Annotated in this window: 12 protein-coding genes; 5 read left to right on the top strand and 7 right to left on the bottom strand. The window is 61.1% G+C overall.

The window, feature by feature from the left end; translation table 11 throughout:
* Positions 1–34: 34 nt before the first annotated feature.
* The 6 genes from ACNO8S_RS19230 to ACNO8S_RS19205 form a co-directional block, all read right to left on the bottom strand.
* Positions 35–2,443: a heavy metal translocating P-type ATPase gene (locus ACNO8S_RS19230; protein ID WP_420183007.1), complete on the bottom strand. Its 2,409-nt coding sequence runs from the start codon at positions 2,441–2,443 to the stop codon at positions 35–37.
* A gap of 60 nt (positions 2,444–2,503) precedes the next feature.
* Positions 2,504–3,253 carry a helix-turn-helix domain-containing protein gene (locus tag ACNO8S_RS19225; RefSeq protein WP_014030918.1) on the bottom strand — a complete coding sequence of 250 codons (750 nt, stop codon included), beginning with the start codon at positions 3,251–3,253 and terminating at the stop codon, positions 2,504–2,506.
* Between the two features lie 243 nt (positions 3,254–3,496).
* The gene (locus ACNO8S_RS19220) at positions 3,497–4,684 is read right to left on the bottom strand and encodes an orc1/cdc6 family replication initiation protein (protein ID WP_050036536.1); all 1,188 of its coding nucleotides are present in this window, start codon (positions 4,682–4,684) and stop codon (positions 3,497–3,499) included.
* A 1,276-nt stretch (positions 4,685–5,960) separates the two neighbouring features.
* On the bottom strand, positions 5,961–6,392 hold the full coding sequence (locus ACNO8S_RS19215) for a Zn-ribbon domain-containing OB-fold protein (protein ID WP_050007977.1): 432 nt from the start codon (positions 6,390–6,392) through the stop codon (positions 5,961–5,963).
* On the bottom strand, positions 6,389–7,558 hold the full coding sequence (locus ACNO8S_RS19210; RefSeq protein WP_151148314.1) for a thiolase C-terminal domain-containing protein: 1,170 nt from the start codon (positions 7,556–7,558) through the stop codon (positions 6,389–6,391). Before ACNO8S_RS19210 ends, ACNO8S_RS19215 begins: the two co-directional genes overlap by 4 nt.
* A 190-nt stretch (positions 7,559–7,748) precedes the next feature.
* A complete protein-coding gene (locus ACNO8S_RS19205; RefSeq protein ID WP_420183126.1) occupies positions 7,749–8,867 on the bottom strand; it encodes an NADH:flavin oxidoreductase in 1,119 nt (372 codons plus the stop codon).
* A 439-nt stretch (positions 8,868–9,306) separates the two neighbouring features.
* Between ACNO8S_RS19205 and ACNO8S_RS19200 the strand changes: the two genes are divergently transcribed.
* The 5 genes from ACNO8S_RS19200 (at position 9,307) to ACNO8S_RS19180 (ending at position 14,759) form a co-directional block, all read left to right on the top strand.
* On the top strand, positions 9,307–10,503 hold the full coding sequence (locus ACNO8S_RS19200) for an ABC transporter substrate-binding protein (protein WP_008308325.1): 1,197 nt from the start codon (positions 9,307–9,309) through the stop codon (positions 10,501–10,503).
* A complete protein-coding gene (locus ACNO8S_RS19195) occupies positions 10,503–11,387 on the top strand; it encodes a carbohydrate ABC transporter permease (protein WP_420183125.1) in 885 nt (294 codons plus the stop codon). The genes ACNO8S_RS19200 and ACNO8S_RS19195 overlap by 1 nt, the downstream gene beginning before the upstream one ends.
* A 1-nt stretch (position 11,388) precedes the next feature.
* Complete coding sequence (locus ACNO8S_RS19190) at positions 11,389–12,291, top strand: carbohydrate ABC transporter permease (protein ID WP_420183124.1); 903 nt, start codon at positions 11,389–11,391, stop codon at positions 12,289–12,291.
* Positions 12,292–12,301: 10 nt separating this feature from the next.
* Positions 12,302–13,441 carry an ABC transporter ATP-binding protein gene (locus ACNO8S_RS19185; protein ID WP_050007813.1) on the top strand — a complete coding sequence of 380 codons (1,140 nt, stop codon included), beginning with the start codon at positions 12,302–12,304 and terminating at the stop codon, positions 13,439–13,441.
* A gap of 373 nt (positions 13,442–13,814) precedes the next feature.
* Positions 13,815–14,759: a glycerophosphodiester phosphodiesterase gene (locus ACNO8S_RS19180; RefSeq protein ID WP_023842940.1), complete on the top strand. Its 945-nt coding sequence runs from the start codon at positions 13,815–13,817 to the stop codon at positions 14,757–14,759.
* A 49-nt stretch (positions 14,760–14,808) separates the two neighbouring features.
* Here the strand turns inward: ACNO8S_RS19180 and ACNO8S_RS19175 are convergent, their stop codons facing one another.
* A complete protein-coding gene (locus ACNO8S_RS19175) occupies positions 14,809–15,600 on the bottom strand; it encodes an HAD-IIA family hydrolase (RefSeq protein ID WP_050007814.1) in 792 nt (263 codons plus the stop codon).
* Positions 15,601–15,619 lie beyond the last annotated feature (19 nt).

Here is a 15,619-nt window from a genome sequence, read left to right as displayed (position 1 = left end):
CTGTAACGCAGTGATGGGCTGGCAGACGGTCAGATTACCGGTCCGGCTCGATTCGCGACAGCCGCATCGCGTTTCCGGTGACGCCGAGGCTCATCCCCATGTCGCCGACCACGACCGCGAGCGCGACACTAACCAGCCCTAGTGGGACACCCAGTGCGAGCAGGAACTTCGCGCCGAGGCTCACCCAGATGTTCTGCCGGATCACGCCGTTGGCGGTGTGTGACAGCTCGTACAGGTAGGGGAGCTTCCCGATATCGTCGCCCATTAGTGCGATGTCCGCCGTTTCCAGCGCGGTGTCGGTGCCGGCAGCGCCCATCGCGATACCGACTTCCGCGGTGGCGAGCGCGGGCGCGTCGTTGATCCCGTCGCCGACCATCGCCACCTCGCCGTACTCCGCCTGCAACCCCTCGACTGCATCGACCTTCTCGTCCGGCAGGAGTTCGGCGCGGTACTCGTCGACGCCGACCGCGTCGGCGATAGCACGGGCGGTACCCTCGTTGTCGCCGGTCAGCATCACGACGTGCTCGACACCCAGCTCCTGTAAGCGCTGGACAGCCTGCTTCGAGGCGGGGCGTACCTCGTCGGCGATGGCGATGGCACCCAGCAGCTTCGACTCCGTTCCGACGATAACGACCGTCTTGCCCTCCCGCTCCAGTGCGGCGAGTGCATCCTCGGCGAACGCCCCGTCGTCGGACGCAGCCGTTTCTTCCGGCACGATGCCACCGTCAGACCGATGCGCTGACGAGGCTCCGGTCGCTCCGCTCCCGGGGACACCGTCTGGGTCGCGGCGGGCCCGCGAGAGATCGAAGCCCAGTTCCTCGAAGAGCGCGGGCTTGCCCGCGTAGTACGTCTCGCCGTCGATCTCCCCGCGGATACCCTTCCCGGTGAGGCTCTCGAAGCCCGTCAGGTCGGGGCGGTCGTCCACACCCTCCTCGTTTGCACGGGCGAGGATCGCCGTGGCGATCGGATGCTCGCTGCGCCGCTCCAGTCCGGCGGCGTGACTGAGGAGCGTCGCCGCATCCGTGTCGCCGGCAGGGACGACGTCGGTGACGGCGAGTTCGCCCTTCGTGAGCGTGCCCGTCTTGTCGACGGCGACGGCGTCGACCCCGCCCATCGCTTCGAGGTAGTTACCGCCCTTGATGAGGACGCCGTTCTTCGCGGCGCTGGTGATGCCCGAGACCACCGAGACGGGCGTCGAGATGACGAAGGCACAGGGGCAGGCAATCACCAGCAGCGTGAGCCCGCGGATGAACCACGTCTGCCAGTCGCCAGCGAACGTGACGCCGTACCCGGCCACGCTCACTGACACTGGGTCGGCGATGACCAGTGGCGGAATGGCGGCGGTCAGAATCGCCAGCACGACGACGACCGGCGTGTAGTACCCCGAGAACCGGTCGACGAACTGCTCGGTGTCGGTCTTTTTCGCCTGTGCGCCCTGTACCATTTCGATGATGCGCGAGAGCGTCGAGTCGCCCGACGTCGACGTGACTTCCACTTCGAGGTACCCCTCTTCGTTGATAGCGCCGGCGTACACTTCGTCGCCGGCGGACTTATCCACGGGAACACTCTCGCCGGTAATCGGTGACTGGTCGACCGCGCTCTCGCCCTCGACGACCGTCCCGTCGAGCGGGATTTTGTCGCCGGGGCGGACGACCACGGTCTCGCCGATCTCCACCTCGTCGGCGGGCACCGTCACTTCCTCGCCATCGCGCATGACAGTCGCCTCGTCCGGTGATAGCTCCATCAGCTCGCGCAGGGAGTCCCGTGCCCTGTCCATCGCGTAGTCTTCGAGCAGCTCGGCGATGCTGAACAGGACAGCCAGCGTCGCGGCCTCGACGAAGTAGCCGATACCGGTCGCGGCGATGATAGCCGTCCCCATCAGCAGGTCGATGTCGAGGCTCAGATTCTTCGCCGAGTAGTAGCCGCTGCGGACGACAGGGGCGCCGCTGGCGGCGACGGCCCCCAGGAACAGCACGTCGGCAACGGCCAGTGGATAGCCGAGAACACTTGCCACCGCGATATTCTGTGCTGTCAGGAGAAACTCGAAGAGGAGACCGAACGTGACCAGCGCCGCGCCGACCCACGTCTTCTTCGCGCGGGGACTCGTCCAGACCTCCGACGGCGGCGCGATGTCGACGCTGTCGCCCGACTCCACCCGTTCATCGGCGTCGGAGTCCGAGCCGCCAACGACTTCGTAACCAGCGGCTTCAATCGCCTTGACTACATCTGCCTCGCTAGTACGTTCAGAATCGTACGTGACACTGGCTGTACCGGTGGTCGGCTGGAGCGTGGTGTCGACAACGCCGTCGACACGCTGGAGACTTTTGTCGACTTTCTGGGCACAGGAGGGGCAATCCATTTCGGGGACTGTGAGGCGGACAGTCAACTCCTGTTGCTGACCGCCCCCACTTGCCTGCCCCGTCGAATCCGGATTCTCTGTCATCACTTCATGATAGGCGCGTGAGTTCGATAAGGCTTTATTGGAATATTCCAACCCGATGGGTCAACGTGATACCGAGGACTCCTCGCCCACTCGGCTGCCCGCGACGTACTGCTTCGCCAGCTGTTCCTCAGCCCGACGCAGTCGGTAGGTGAGCGTCGACCGGGGGACGTCGAGGTGCTCGGCTAACTCGCCGACGTCGACCTCTCGGGGTGACTCGTAGTAACCGTGCTCGACAGCGGCCCGGAGTGCGGCCTCTTGCTCCGGCGATAGGGCACCCTGTGTCCCGTCGGATTCTCGCATCGACGCCGTCGTGTCCGCAGTGCGGAGTATCTCCATCTGGGCACTTTCCCCGACGGCCGCCGCGAGGTCGTCGAAGAACGCGGCCACGTTACCCTCGCCGGAGTGAATGAGTCGCCACGTATAGTGATGCCCCTCGTGGCGCGTCTCGAACAGTACGCCCTCTCCGAGGTGATCGCGGGCGATGTGGGGAACCGAAGCACAGGCGGGGGTGCGTTCCCAGTCGGAGTAGAGGACAAGCGTGTCGTCGGCGCGGTCGAGGACGCGAGTGGTCTGGGTGGCTCCGCAGTCCTCGGTGGCGAGACAGTCGGCGTAGTAGTCGCTGGTGAGAAAGGCGTCTTCGATGGCGTCGAGCGCCTCGGGAGTTCCGGTAGCGTGGTCGACGCGCCAGAGACGGTCAGCAGTGGCGTGCAGCGAGAGCGAGCGGACACGGGCGTTGGGGTGTTCGGCGAGAGCGTCTGCAACCCTGTTGCAGCCCGGCTCGTAGTCGAGAGCGAAAACGAGTTCGCGCATACGCATCGTAAGCAGCGGTTCGATAAAACACGTCGGGACGATGCCGTTCAGCCTTGACTTCGGGACGCTCCGCTCATCGTTGACGACAGTCAGAGCACGTCATCGGTATCGAACAGGCCCCGCATTCATTGGATCGCAATGGCTTGTCGCTCGCGGTCCGGAATTCCGTCGGAGAGATTGTCTATGTCTGCTCTCCGTCTAACAGCGGAACCAGTGGGGTGGCTAACAGCGGAAGCGGTGGGGTTACGGGCTTTTTTTCAGGAGTTCTGACAGCCCTGTTTTGATCGAGCTGATGGATTGCTCTAGCTCGAATTCCTTGTACTTTCCACCGCCTTTCCCCCGGTTGTACTCCGCTGAGGACACAATTCCGAGTTGTGTGAGCTCACCGAGATAGTCACGGACCGAGCGCTCTGAAACCGGGTCCAGACCCTCATCACGGGCTAACTCCTGATACGCACCCAGGATGTCTCGTGTCCGGGCTGGCGTGTCATCGTCTTCGGCGAGCCCGGTGAGCGCATAGAGAACGAGTTGGCCGTGATCGGAGTAGTTACGGATACCTTCAACGACCTGATCGGTCTGTAGCCGCTGCCGGGCTTCGCGTACGTGATGTTCCGTTACGAGTTCATCGTCGTACTCCCGAGCGAGGTCTCCGGCCTCAAGGAGGAGGTCCAGAGCCTGGCGGGCGTCCCCGGAGTCTTTCGCGCCGTACGCAGCACACATTTCGATGACGCCGTCATCGAGGACATCGTCCTGAAACGCGACAGCCTCACGCTGTTTCAGAACGAGCTGAAGCTCGTTGGCGTTGTACGCCGAGAAAGACACTTCCTTTTCACAGAGACTCGACCGGACTTTCGAGGACAGTTGGTTGCGGAAATCGAGATCGTTCGAGATACCGATGACGCCCAGTTTCGCTTCGGAGATGTCACCGTTCGATCTGGCGCGAGGAAGTTTGTACAGCAGCGAATCGTCTTCGATGTGATCGACTTCGTCGAGAACGATGAGTACCGTTCCGCCCAGGTCATCGAGTGCGTCGAAGAGGAATTGATACACTGAAGCCTGTGGATATCCGGTGTTGGAGATTTGATTCGCCGGATCACGAAGTGTGTTGACGATTGCGACCGCGGCCTGATAGCTCGAATTGAGTCCATCGCAGTTGACTTCGACCGTACTGAGGTCCAGTCCGTCGACATCTGCTGCATCGCGTTCCAGGGCGGAGAGGAGGTATCGGGTGGCAGCAGTCTTCCCGACACCGCTTTTCCCGTACAGGAAGATGTTCGACGGGGTTTCGTTGTTGATGACTGGCTGGAGAGCAGCGTGATACTTCTGGAGCTCCTCGTCACGTCCGACGAGCTCCTCAGGAGTCCACTCTTCGAGTAGTGCCTCGCGTTGTTCGAATATTGTGGAGGTGGGCGAAAACGTAATATCGCTCATTTGTGTGTAGTTGCAACACGGAGTGTCTTAACCTTTGGTTCCGCTGCTTCCGCTGTTCGGTTGGGTATATAAATGATTGACCCCGCCACTTCCGCTGTTAGATGAGAGGGGAACACCTGACTGACCACTCCCCCACCCCACCGCTTCCGCTGTTAGATGGGAAATGGGATAGCAATCCTCCTACTCCCCCACCCCACTACTTCCGCTGTTAGATGAGAAATGGGATAGCGACCCTCCTACTCCCCCACCCCACCGCTTCCGCTGTTAGCGCGGTAGCCGAGAAGTTCCCTGGTCGAGGAACGGGATCGAGTAACTGCGAGTGGTTAGACAGCAGGATTTCGCGGGATTGTAGCTGTAGAGCGACACACCCACCCCACTACTTCCGCTGTTAGCTCGATGGAAAGGGGTATACGCTGTGGGACCACGCTGTTTCTCCACCCTGAACAGGTCGAGTATCTTGGGATACCTCTTCTTCGACCCCTACCCCCACCCCACTGGTTCCGCTGTTAGGACCGAAATTTGGTGGTGACCTATCCAGATCGCGGCCTGAATATCTCTAGAGCTAGTAAATAACTTCAAGTGTCTCAGTAATAAACCACAACCGTAGGACGTTATCACAAAATAGCAAAGCACCCCCTCCCATGGGGGTGGTGCCGTCTATTTATTCCCTAACAGCGGAACCAGTGGGGTGGGGGTGTGGACCCATTCTTGTTACAGTTGCTGGGGCAGGCCATCCACAACTTCCAGTCGAGGCGGAGAGTCGGCTGAGGCGTCTATCGACTCAACACAGCGGTGAACCATACGGCCCAAACTTACGCCGACAGACGATACCCGGAGTAGACTTTATTCATGAGCGAGAGTAAGACAACCGCTCGGTAAGCGTACGGATTGACTGAATCCAGAACTGTAATATGACTTGAAGCTGCATTGTCCATTATGCCCGACAAAAAACCACAGCCAAATAATCCATTAGCTCCGTATTATCCCTCAGAAACGCCGAGTTTGTCGGGGAATGGTCGAAAGTGGTTTGCCATACTTGTTCTCGGGTTCTGGCTATTTCTGGCGGCGATTGCGTTCGCTGTTGAGCTTTTCCTGTGATTTCGCCACAGTTGCGACTGAGAACCGCCGGCACGAATAGACACTCCCGGCAGCGCCCAATATCCATTTTCAGCGTATTACCCGCGTCTCTTCACCTCACGGCCCCTCTCCAGTTTCGCTCGCACCAGACTGGGCTCCCGATCACTCACCGATAATCGCTGTGGAGCCGGCCTGCCCCTCACCGCGGTTCGAAGACGTGGACCGGCCAGTCGCTCTCGTAGTCGAGCGCGACCTCACGCTCTGTGGCCGTCGGCTCCCGCACCGTGAGTTCGACCGGGTCACCGATGGTGACGTCGGCGTAGTCGGCGGCAACGCGGCCAAGCAAGCGGCCACCGTCCGCGAGTTCCACCACGGCGACCGTGTAGGGCGCGTCCGCTTCGAACGCCGGCGGCGGCGTGTGGACTGCCGTGTACGAGAAGATCTGGCCCTCGGGTGACTGCGGTTCGACGTCGACGTCGCGACTGCCACAGGCGTAGCAGGCCGGTCGCGGCGGCAACAGGACCTGTCCACAGTCCGTACAGACCCCGCCCAGGAGTTCGCCATCGGCGAGCGCGTCGAAGAAGCCCGGCAGCGTCCGCGGGTCGGTTGCATCAAGGCCGCCGTCAGTCATGGTGCCTCCGCCGTCGTAAGCACATGGCCAACGGTAACCGCGTCCGCGACGCCCCCCTCGTTGAGCAACAGGGCTGTCTCGGCATCCTCGACTGCCCGGTCGCCCGCGGCCCCCGTGAGCTGTTCGTAGGCTTCGAGCGCCTGCAAGAGCCCGGTCGCACCGATGGGGTGACCGCGGGCCTTCAGGCCGCCGCTCGGGCTCAACTGCACGTCGGTCCAGCCGTCAGCCCGCTCCGCTGGCGGCTGGTAGCTCTGATAGCCCGTTCCCGCGGGAGCGAAGCCGGCGGCCTCCGCGAGCAGCGCCTCGCAGACGGTGAATGCGTCGTGAACCTCCGCGATGTCGACGGATTTGGCGTCGATACCCGCTTCCTCGTAGGCCGTCTCGGCGGCAATGCGAGCGCCCGCGATGTCGGTCATGTCCCGCTCCGCGACCGCGATGTTGTTCGCGGAGGCCCCGCTGCCCGCGACGCGCACCTGCGGCTGGTCGAGGTCGGCCGCCATTTCGGCGGTCGTCACGAGGACGGCGGCGGCACCGTCCCCGACGGGCGCGCAGTCGTAGAGCTTCAGCGGCGGGGCGACGGGGTCCGATTCTAGCACGGTCGCCACGTCGATTTCTTTCGGGAACTGTGCCCGGGGATTGCGAGCGGCGTTGGCGTGGTTCTTCACTGCGATCTCGGCAAGGTCTCGCTCCGTGGCGTCGGTCTCGTGGAGGTACCGCTGGCCGAGCAGTGCGTACTGGCTGGGGGCGGTGATGCCGGAACGCTGCTCGATGGCGCGGTCGAACGCCGCCGAGAGCGCGTCCGTCGCACCGCTGGTGCCCGCGGACGTCATCTTCTCGACGCCGCACGCGAGCACGGCCTCGTGTTCGCCGTTACGGACGTCCTTGACCGCGTGTCGTAGCGCGAGCGCGCCCGCGGCGGCACACCCTTCGACTCGCTCGGCGGGGACGTGTCGGAGGCCGGCCCACTCGGCCAGCAGCGTCCCCTGCATAATCTGGTGTTCGTAGGTCTCCGACTGGTTGCCGACGTACACCGCCTCGACGATGTCGGCAGGGTCGGGCAGGTCGTCGAAGGCCTCCGCAAGCGCGACCGAGAACAGGTCACGGCCCGGGAGGTCTGTGCGGCCGAGCGGCGAGGCACCGACCGACGCGATGACTGGCTCTGGCATCTGTACCTCCCACATGTCTGCGAGCCTAGTTAGTCATTCCCATTTTCTAGATAGTTGAAATATTGGCCCCGTCGAACTACGCACATAGCATCGCAGGTGCCGTCGGGGTCGCTCGTCCCCGATCTAACTCACCCCTCGAATCGGCGTTCGGACCGTCTTTCGCGTCGCGGTATCTGGTGTCCAAACTGCTTCAGTCGTCGGCCGAGGCACCGCTTGTCTGCAGTTCATGCTCCGAGAGTTCTGCGGACGGAGCGAGGAACTCAGCAGGGTCGAATGCAGTCAGTTCTTCACCCTTTGAGACCTTCTCAGGCCAGTCCGGATTGGCGAGTGCGCTCGTCGCCAACGTTACCAGGTCGGCACCGGCATCGACCTTCTCGCGTGCCGCGTCAGGCGCTCCGAGCCCGCCGTTGTCGATGATGACTGTCTCATCTGCTGCGTAGGTAGCCGCGGCCTCGGCCAGCGTCGGTCCGTCGTCGCCAAACGCCGGCGTGGTCGCATCGGGTTCGGTGACGTGGATGTAGTCGGCACCGGCCGTCGACAGTTCCTCGAAGAACACCGCTGCGGCGTCCTCGCCTTCGGGCCACAGGTGGTCCTCGTCAAGGGCGGTCGACTGCGAGACACGAATACCAACGACGAAATCGGGGGGTGTCGCCTCGACGACCGCAGCGACAACCTCTTGGGGATAGCGCACCCGGTTCGCAGGCACACCACCGTACTCGTCATCACGCTGATTGAACTCTCCCGAGAGGAACTCGTGAAGCAGATACCCGTTCGCACCGTGGATCTCGACACCGTCGAACCCCGCTTCGATGGCGTTCTGTGCCGAGGTAACGAACCCGTCACGGATGTCGGCTAGCTCGTCGACCGTGGCTGCTTTCGGCGTAGGGAAGTCACCGCTCCCGCCGTAGGCTTCGGCCTTTTGTCCGTCCGGTTGCACCGCCGATGGGGCGATGGTCTGTTCCCCGTCGATATGTGGATTCCCCTGGCTCTGTGCGCCGGCGTGCATCAACTGGGCGAAAATCGGGACACCAGCGTCGTGGACCGCCTCGGTAACCTGTTGCCAGGCCGCTGCCTGTGCGTCGGTCGCCAGACCTGGCTGGTTCAGATACCCCTGGCTGTATGCGTTGTCTGGATAGGTCCCCTCTGTAATAAGAAAAGAGAACCCACCGTCGGCGAACCGCTGATAGTACTGTGCCATCTCCGCCGTCGCACGGCCGTCGTCGGTGGCGCTCACCCGTGTCATCGGCGCGAGGCCAACTCGGTTGTCTAACGACAACTCGTTGAGTGTAGTTCCGTCGAACAGTGTCACACCACCCGGTAAGCGGATAAGACAATTAACGGCTGGTTCAGCATACGCCGAATCAGTCGCCTGTGAGTAAAAAGATAATACATTTGCCATTTCGAAGCACGCTTCGAACGTGTTCACTCCGGCGTGACTGGGGAGCCTCCAAACGCACGGAGACTCGGGAGCCAGCCGCTCACTTGCTACGTCTATCGTTCGGTTATGACGCCCATATACGCGTACTGTCTGCTATAGAGAGCAATTATAATCATTCATTTTTCATGCCTTGCTGGCAAAGGGTATGGTTCAAAGTGGTGGCGGGTACGACCATGTATCGCGGCGGTCGGTTCTGAAAACATCGGGGGCTGCACTCACGGTGGGGACCGTGGGGCTAGCCGGATGTAGCAGTAGCAGCGGTGCCAGTGTCCGGCCGGTCGACGAAGACAGCCTCACCATCTGGCATGCCATGGGTGGTACCAACGGTGAGACGCTGCAGGGGCTGGTCGACCAGTTCCAGTCCGAGACGGACATCGACGCGAACCTGGTCTTTCAGGACTCCTACGAGGGGGTACTGACGAACACACTGAGCGCACTTGACTCCGGCGAGGTCCCCGATGTCTTCCAGATCGACAGTCTGTTCGCACAGCAGGTCCTCGACACGGACGCGGTCGAGCCCGTCGAGAACTTGCTCTCCGACGACTACCCGGTCGATGACTTCCTGTCGAACGTGACCTCGTTTTTCACCATCGATGGGACGCTTACGTCGATGCCGTTCAACAACTCCAACGCCATCCTCTATTACAACCGGTCGGCGTTCGAGGAAGCCGGACTCGACCCGGACAGTCCGCCGACCACGCTTGAGGAAGTCCGAAGTTACTCGCAGACGCTCGTCGACGAAGGCGTCACCGACGCCGGCCTCACATGGCCGAACCATGTCTGGTTCGTCGAGCACTTTTATTCCGTCGACGGCCAGACGCTACTCGACGCCGAGAACGGCCACGCCGGTCAGCCGACGACGATGCAAACGGACAACGCCACGGCCCGGTCACTGTACGAATGGTGGCACGAGATGGCAGACAACGGCCTGTTCAGCAACCCCGGGATAGAGGCTTGGGGGGAAGCAACGTCCACGTTCCTCACCGGACAAGCCGCCATGTTGATGACCTCGACGGCATCGGTCACTGGTATCCGCTCCGGCGCGGAGGAGAACGGGTTCGAGGTCGACAACGCGTTCTATCCGACGATTGACGGCGACCGGACCGGGCCAGTTATCGGCGGGGCTTCGTGGTTCGTCCCCTCCGGACTGCCACAGGACCGCCAGGACGACATCGGCAGCTTCCTCGAATTCATGGGTCGACCGGAGTCACAGATCACCTGGCACAAGGGGACTGGTTACTACCCGATCCGACAGACCGCTGTCGAGCAACTCGAAAACGACGGCTGGTTTGCGGAGAACCCGATGTACCGAACCGCGTTTGACCAGTTGACACAGGCCGAGAACACGCCGGCGACAAAACGGATGCTCATCGGCCCGGCTCGGCAGGTCCAGACAACAATTCAGGATATGTCGGTCGAGCTGTTCAGCGGCGAGGTCGGCGTCGACGAGGGGCTCTCCGAGCTGAAATCGGCCGTCGAAGACGAACTAGACCGATACTACAGCTAATGTCCACCCACGAAGTATTCACAGACCGCCTGCAGGCCGGTGTGTTGCTGTTACCGACGATGGTCGTGTCGCTGTTGTTCCTCTATTACCCGACGGTCCGTGCGATAGGGCTGAGCTTTTACCAGGCCTCACTCGCCCGGGGTGACGTGTTCGTCGGACTGGAGAACTACAGGCGGTTAGCCGGCTCCACAGAGTACCTCCGGAGCGTCCTGCTATCGGTCCTGTTCGCTACGTGCGTCGTCGTCGGCGTGATGGCCGTTGCCCTGTGTGTCTCCTTCCTTATCCACGAGATCGAAGTCGGGAAGGGACTGTACTTGGTGGCGGTCATCTGGCCGTACGCGCTGCCGCCGGCAGTCGCTGGGCTGGTGTTCCTGTTCATCGCACACCCGAACATCGGCATCTTCACGAGCTACATCGAGGCTCTCGGCATCGATGTCAACTGGTTCAGCAACGGTCCACAGGCGTTCGTCGTCGTGTTGATCGCAGCGGTGTGGAAGCAGGTCGGGTACAACGTTATCTTCATGACAGCCGCACTCGGCAACGTCCCCGAGTCGCTGACTGAGACGGCCGAACTCGACGGCGTCTCCCGAACGCAACGACTGCTCCGCGTGTACGTCCCGATCATCTCGCCGACGCTCGTGTTCCTGGTGATCATGAACACGATCTACGGCTTCTTCGGTACGTTCGCGATGGTCGATCTCATGACCAAGGGCGGTCCCGCCGGTGCGACGAACATTCTCATCTACGACCTCTATCGGACCGCCTTCCAGTTCTACGAGTTCGGGTTCGCCTCGGCGAAGTCCGTGGTGCTGTTCGTCGCTGTCGGGCTGTTGATGTACGGCCAGTTCCGGCTGAGCGACAGGTACGCCTACTACGGAGGCTAACATGCTCGGGTCACTCCTCACTGCGTTGACTACTGCCGCTGAGCGCTCCCGTACTGCGGGACGAATGACTAGCGAGCGCATCCGGCGATTCGAGACTGAGCAGCTCACGCTGCATGTGCTTGCGGCTACCGTCGCGTTCCTGATCGTACTGCCAGTGGTGATCGCGGCCCTCGTCTCCACGAAGCGGGCCGGAATCGTCACCTCTATCGGCGATCTGGCACCCGGTGGCCACGCGCTGTCGAACTACCGGCGTGCTCTCATTGGCCTCGAATTCTGGCGGTACATGCTCAACTCGTTCGTGATGTCTGTCGCCGTCGTCGTCGGAAAGCTGATCGTGTCGCTGCTGGCCGCGCTGGTGATCGTCTACTACAGGTTCCCGTACAAGAACGCCGTGTTCCTGTTTATTCTCTTTACGCTCTTGCTCCCGGTCCCGGTCAGGTTTGTGCCACTGTATCGCTTGACGACGGAGCTTGGCATGGGTAACACGATCTTCGCTATCACGGTCCCATACTTGGCCAGCGCGACGACCGTCTTTATACTGCGCCAGCATTTCCTGTCGATTCCGGCCTCGCTCGTCGAGACGGCAAAGGTCGACGGTGTCGGTCCGCTGCGGTTTCTGTGGTCGGTCCTGGTCCCGATGTCCCGTGCCGTCCTCGTGGGCGTCTCGGTGATCATGTTCGTCTACACATGGAACCAGTATCTCTGGCCGCTGGTGATCATCAACGCCGAGAGCCTGCAGGTCGCACAGGTCGGGCTGAGCCTGCTTCGCGGACAGGCCAGCACCGGCGAAGTGGCCTGGTCGATGGTGATGACCGGGTCGATACTGACCCTGTTGCCGCCGCTGGCACTGCTAGTGCTGTTCCGACGACAGCTGCTGGAGACGTTTACGATCCAACAAAAGTGAGAGGATACCAATGACTGACGTAACCTTACAGAACGTACGGAAGGAATTCGATGGTGTCGTCGCCGTCAAAAACATCGACCTCCAGATACCGGACGGGGCGTTCGTGACTGTCGTCGGGCCCAGTGGGTGTGGCAAAAGCACCACGCTTCGGCTGATCGCCGGGCTAGAGCGGGCCACTGACGGCACGATCCAGATGGGCAACCAGGACGTCACCGGCGTCGAACCGAAAGACCGGGACGTCGCGATGGTGTTCCAGAACTACGCGCTGTACCCGCACATGACCGCGCGCCGGAACATCACGTTCGGCATGAAGTCGGCCGGCGACTTCAGTGACGAGGAAATCGACCGCCAAGTGAGAGAAGCCACAGCGGTGCTCGACATCGACGACCTGCTCGACCGAAAGCCAGGCGAGCTATCGGGTGGCGAACGACAGCGAGTCGCACTTGGCCGCGCACTAGTCCGTGACCCGGAGGTGTTCCTCATGGACGAGCCGCTGTCGAACCTCGATGCCAAACTCCGGATCAAGATGCGGGCTGAACTGGCGAAACTCCACGGCGAATTCGAGACCACGACAATCTACGTGACCCACGACCAGACAGAAGCGCTGACGCTCGGTGACCGGGTGGTAGTGATGAACGACGGCCGCATCCAGCAAGTCGACAGCCCACAGCGCCTGTACGACTTCCCCGAGACTCGGTTCGTCGCGGAGTTCATCGGCGACCCTGCGATGAACATGCTCGCCGTGGATATCTCCCGTGATGGGACTGAATACGAGGCCGTCGGACCGACGTTTCGCATCCCGTTACCCGACGGCGACGGCTTGGAAACAGCCGCCGGAGGACAGGCGTTGCTAGGCGTTCGGCCGGAGAGCCTTTCGGTAGCTGATTCGACCGACCGAAGCTCGTTCGCCGCTGAAGTAACCGTCACCGAACCGCTCGGCGATAGCCTCCTGCTGGAGTGTCGGACCGGCGATCAGGAGTTCAAACTACACGCCGAACCCCGAACGGCCGTCGAGCCGGGCGACCGAGTTGCGTTGACAGTTGAGACCGAGCGGCTCCACCTGTTCGACCCACAGACGGGCGAGGCCATCTATCACGCAGCGGCGGCGCAACCACCCGAAGAAACTAGCCCCATCGATAGCACTCTTTAGGTTTTCCGACCGATTCTCGATCCTCCGATAGAAGGGACGGGCACCGACATTTTCGGTTCGATCCGGTGCTGTGGTCTTCTCGAACGCGACGACCGGCGCGACCACGGGGATAGTGGCAGAGCGCTGTCTCAGAGCCGCTGCTAGCGAGAGCGCTGTGCAAGCCCAGTTCCGTCCGATTAGCTTGCTACATGTAGTCTCAATACAACGAAGCTGGGGATTCAACCGGCATTTATGCTATATATTGATATATACATCCACTCTGCAGCCGTTTCTACTGCTGTATAACCCAAATAAACTCAAGAAAACGCAATAGTATATACTGATATGTGCAATCAATAGTTATATATAGATTGTGTAGGTAATAGGCCACGGAATGGTTCGAATACCAGACATATGCCGTCGAACCGTGCTAAAGAGTACGTCTGCTGCCGCACTGGGCTCCATTGTAGGCACTGCGGCTGGCAGGGAAAACGATCACAGCAGTACCGAACCGCCCATCGCTTCTCCACCGATCCTCGCTGCACACCGTGGCTACCGCGGTCTGTATCCGCAAAACACCATCGCCGCAGTTCAGCAGGCGGCGTACGGCGGTCCCAGCAGTCACGAGTACAATACCGATATGATGGAATGTGACCTTGTGCCTGCAGGCGGGAAGCCCTGGAAGGGTGAGGACTTCGAAATCGTCGTTTTCCACGACGATAAGCTAGACGACCTGACAGACGAATCAGGGTACGTCTGGGAGAACGACGTGCAGACGGTTCTGAACGCTGAAATCCGTGACAGCGGACAGACAATCCCTCGACTAGACGAGTTCGTCGAAGCGACTCCGGACAGTATCCCACTCGACATCGAGTGGAAGGCCGCTGGTGTCTCTCCCGACGACGACGCGTCGGAATCCGATGTCGAGACCTGGGATCCGTTCACGGAACAGGCACTCGAAGTCCTCTCGCATCACGAAAACGACGTTATCATCCAGTCGTTCCAGAAGGCTGCGCTGGAGTCCGTCCGAAACGCGGACGCCAGTATTCCGATCGCGTACCTGTTCTGGGATTCAATCGAGGACGGTCTTTCTATCGTCCGTGACCTGGACGCGGAGTACATCCAGCCGCCGTACAATATGATCATGAACACGCCTTTCTTCAACGAGGACTACTACCTCGAAGACCCGGATTTCGCCGAGATCGATCTGGTCGAGACCGCACACGAGGAAGGTCGGAAGGTAATCCCGTACACGATAACGACCTGGCATCAGGCGGAGAAACTGGTCGAGGCCGGTGTCGACGGAATCATCGCTGACTACCCCGGAGTGCTCGACTGAGCTCTGGGTATCGAGACCCCTGGAAACAGTTACTCCCCTGTTTCCGGACCTACTGTCCGTTTTCTACGATAGCTGCCAGTTCTGAAAGGTCGGTCACGACGTGGTCCGCGCTCACGTCACTCTCCTCTAAGTCCGCCGTACTGGTAACGCCAGTTAGCGGCAGTACCGTCTCCATCCCGGCCTGGTTCCCCATTCTGATGTCTGTCCCGAGGCGATCACCGATCATGAGACAGCGCTCCGGCTCGCCACCGAGCCGTTCCAGCGCCATCTGAAGGATTACGTTGGACGGCTTGCCGATCAACTGATCCAATTCCTGCCCGGTAACTCCTTCTATTGCCCCGATCATCCCTGCTGCATCGGGTATCTCACCACCATCTACCGGACACGTTCGATCCGGGTTGGTCGCAACGAAAAGCGCGTCGTTCTCGGTAAGTGCGATTAGCGCATCTTGTAGCGCCTGGTAATCGAAACCAAAATCAAGTGATGCGATCACAGTGCCCGCTCGTTCGGGGTCGGACGTCGTTTTCAATCCGGCGGCACGCAACTCCGCGACCAGAGCGTCTTCGCCGATGACGTAGATTTCGCGCTCCGGGTGCTGCGCGGATAGATAGTCCGCTGATGCAGTGGCGGACGTGATTATGTCCTCACTGCTGCAATCGATGCCCAGCGCGTTCAGTTTCTCGCAATACTTCTCCCGCCGGTCGATCGGCTTGTTCGTGACGAACAGCGTCGAAAGCCCCGCCTTACGTACTGTCCGTACCCCCTCTGCAGCGTTTTCGACTAACGAATCCCCGCGATATATCGTCCCGTCGAGGTCGATGATGGCACTGGTGTACGTCATCTAGAGTTCCTCCATCTCG

It is taken from the genome of Haloarcula sp. KBTZ06 (assembly GCF_048595605.1).
GTDB classification, from domain to species: domain Archaea; phylum Halobacteriota; class Halobacteria; order Halobacteriales; family Haloarculaceae; genus Haloarcula; species Haloarcula hispanica.
The sequence above is the reverse complement of the archived record's forward strand: the minus strand, read 5'-3'. Positions and strand labels throughout refer to the sequence as shown.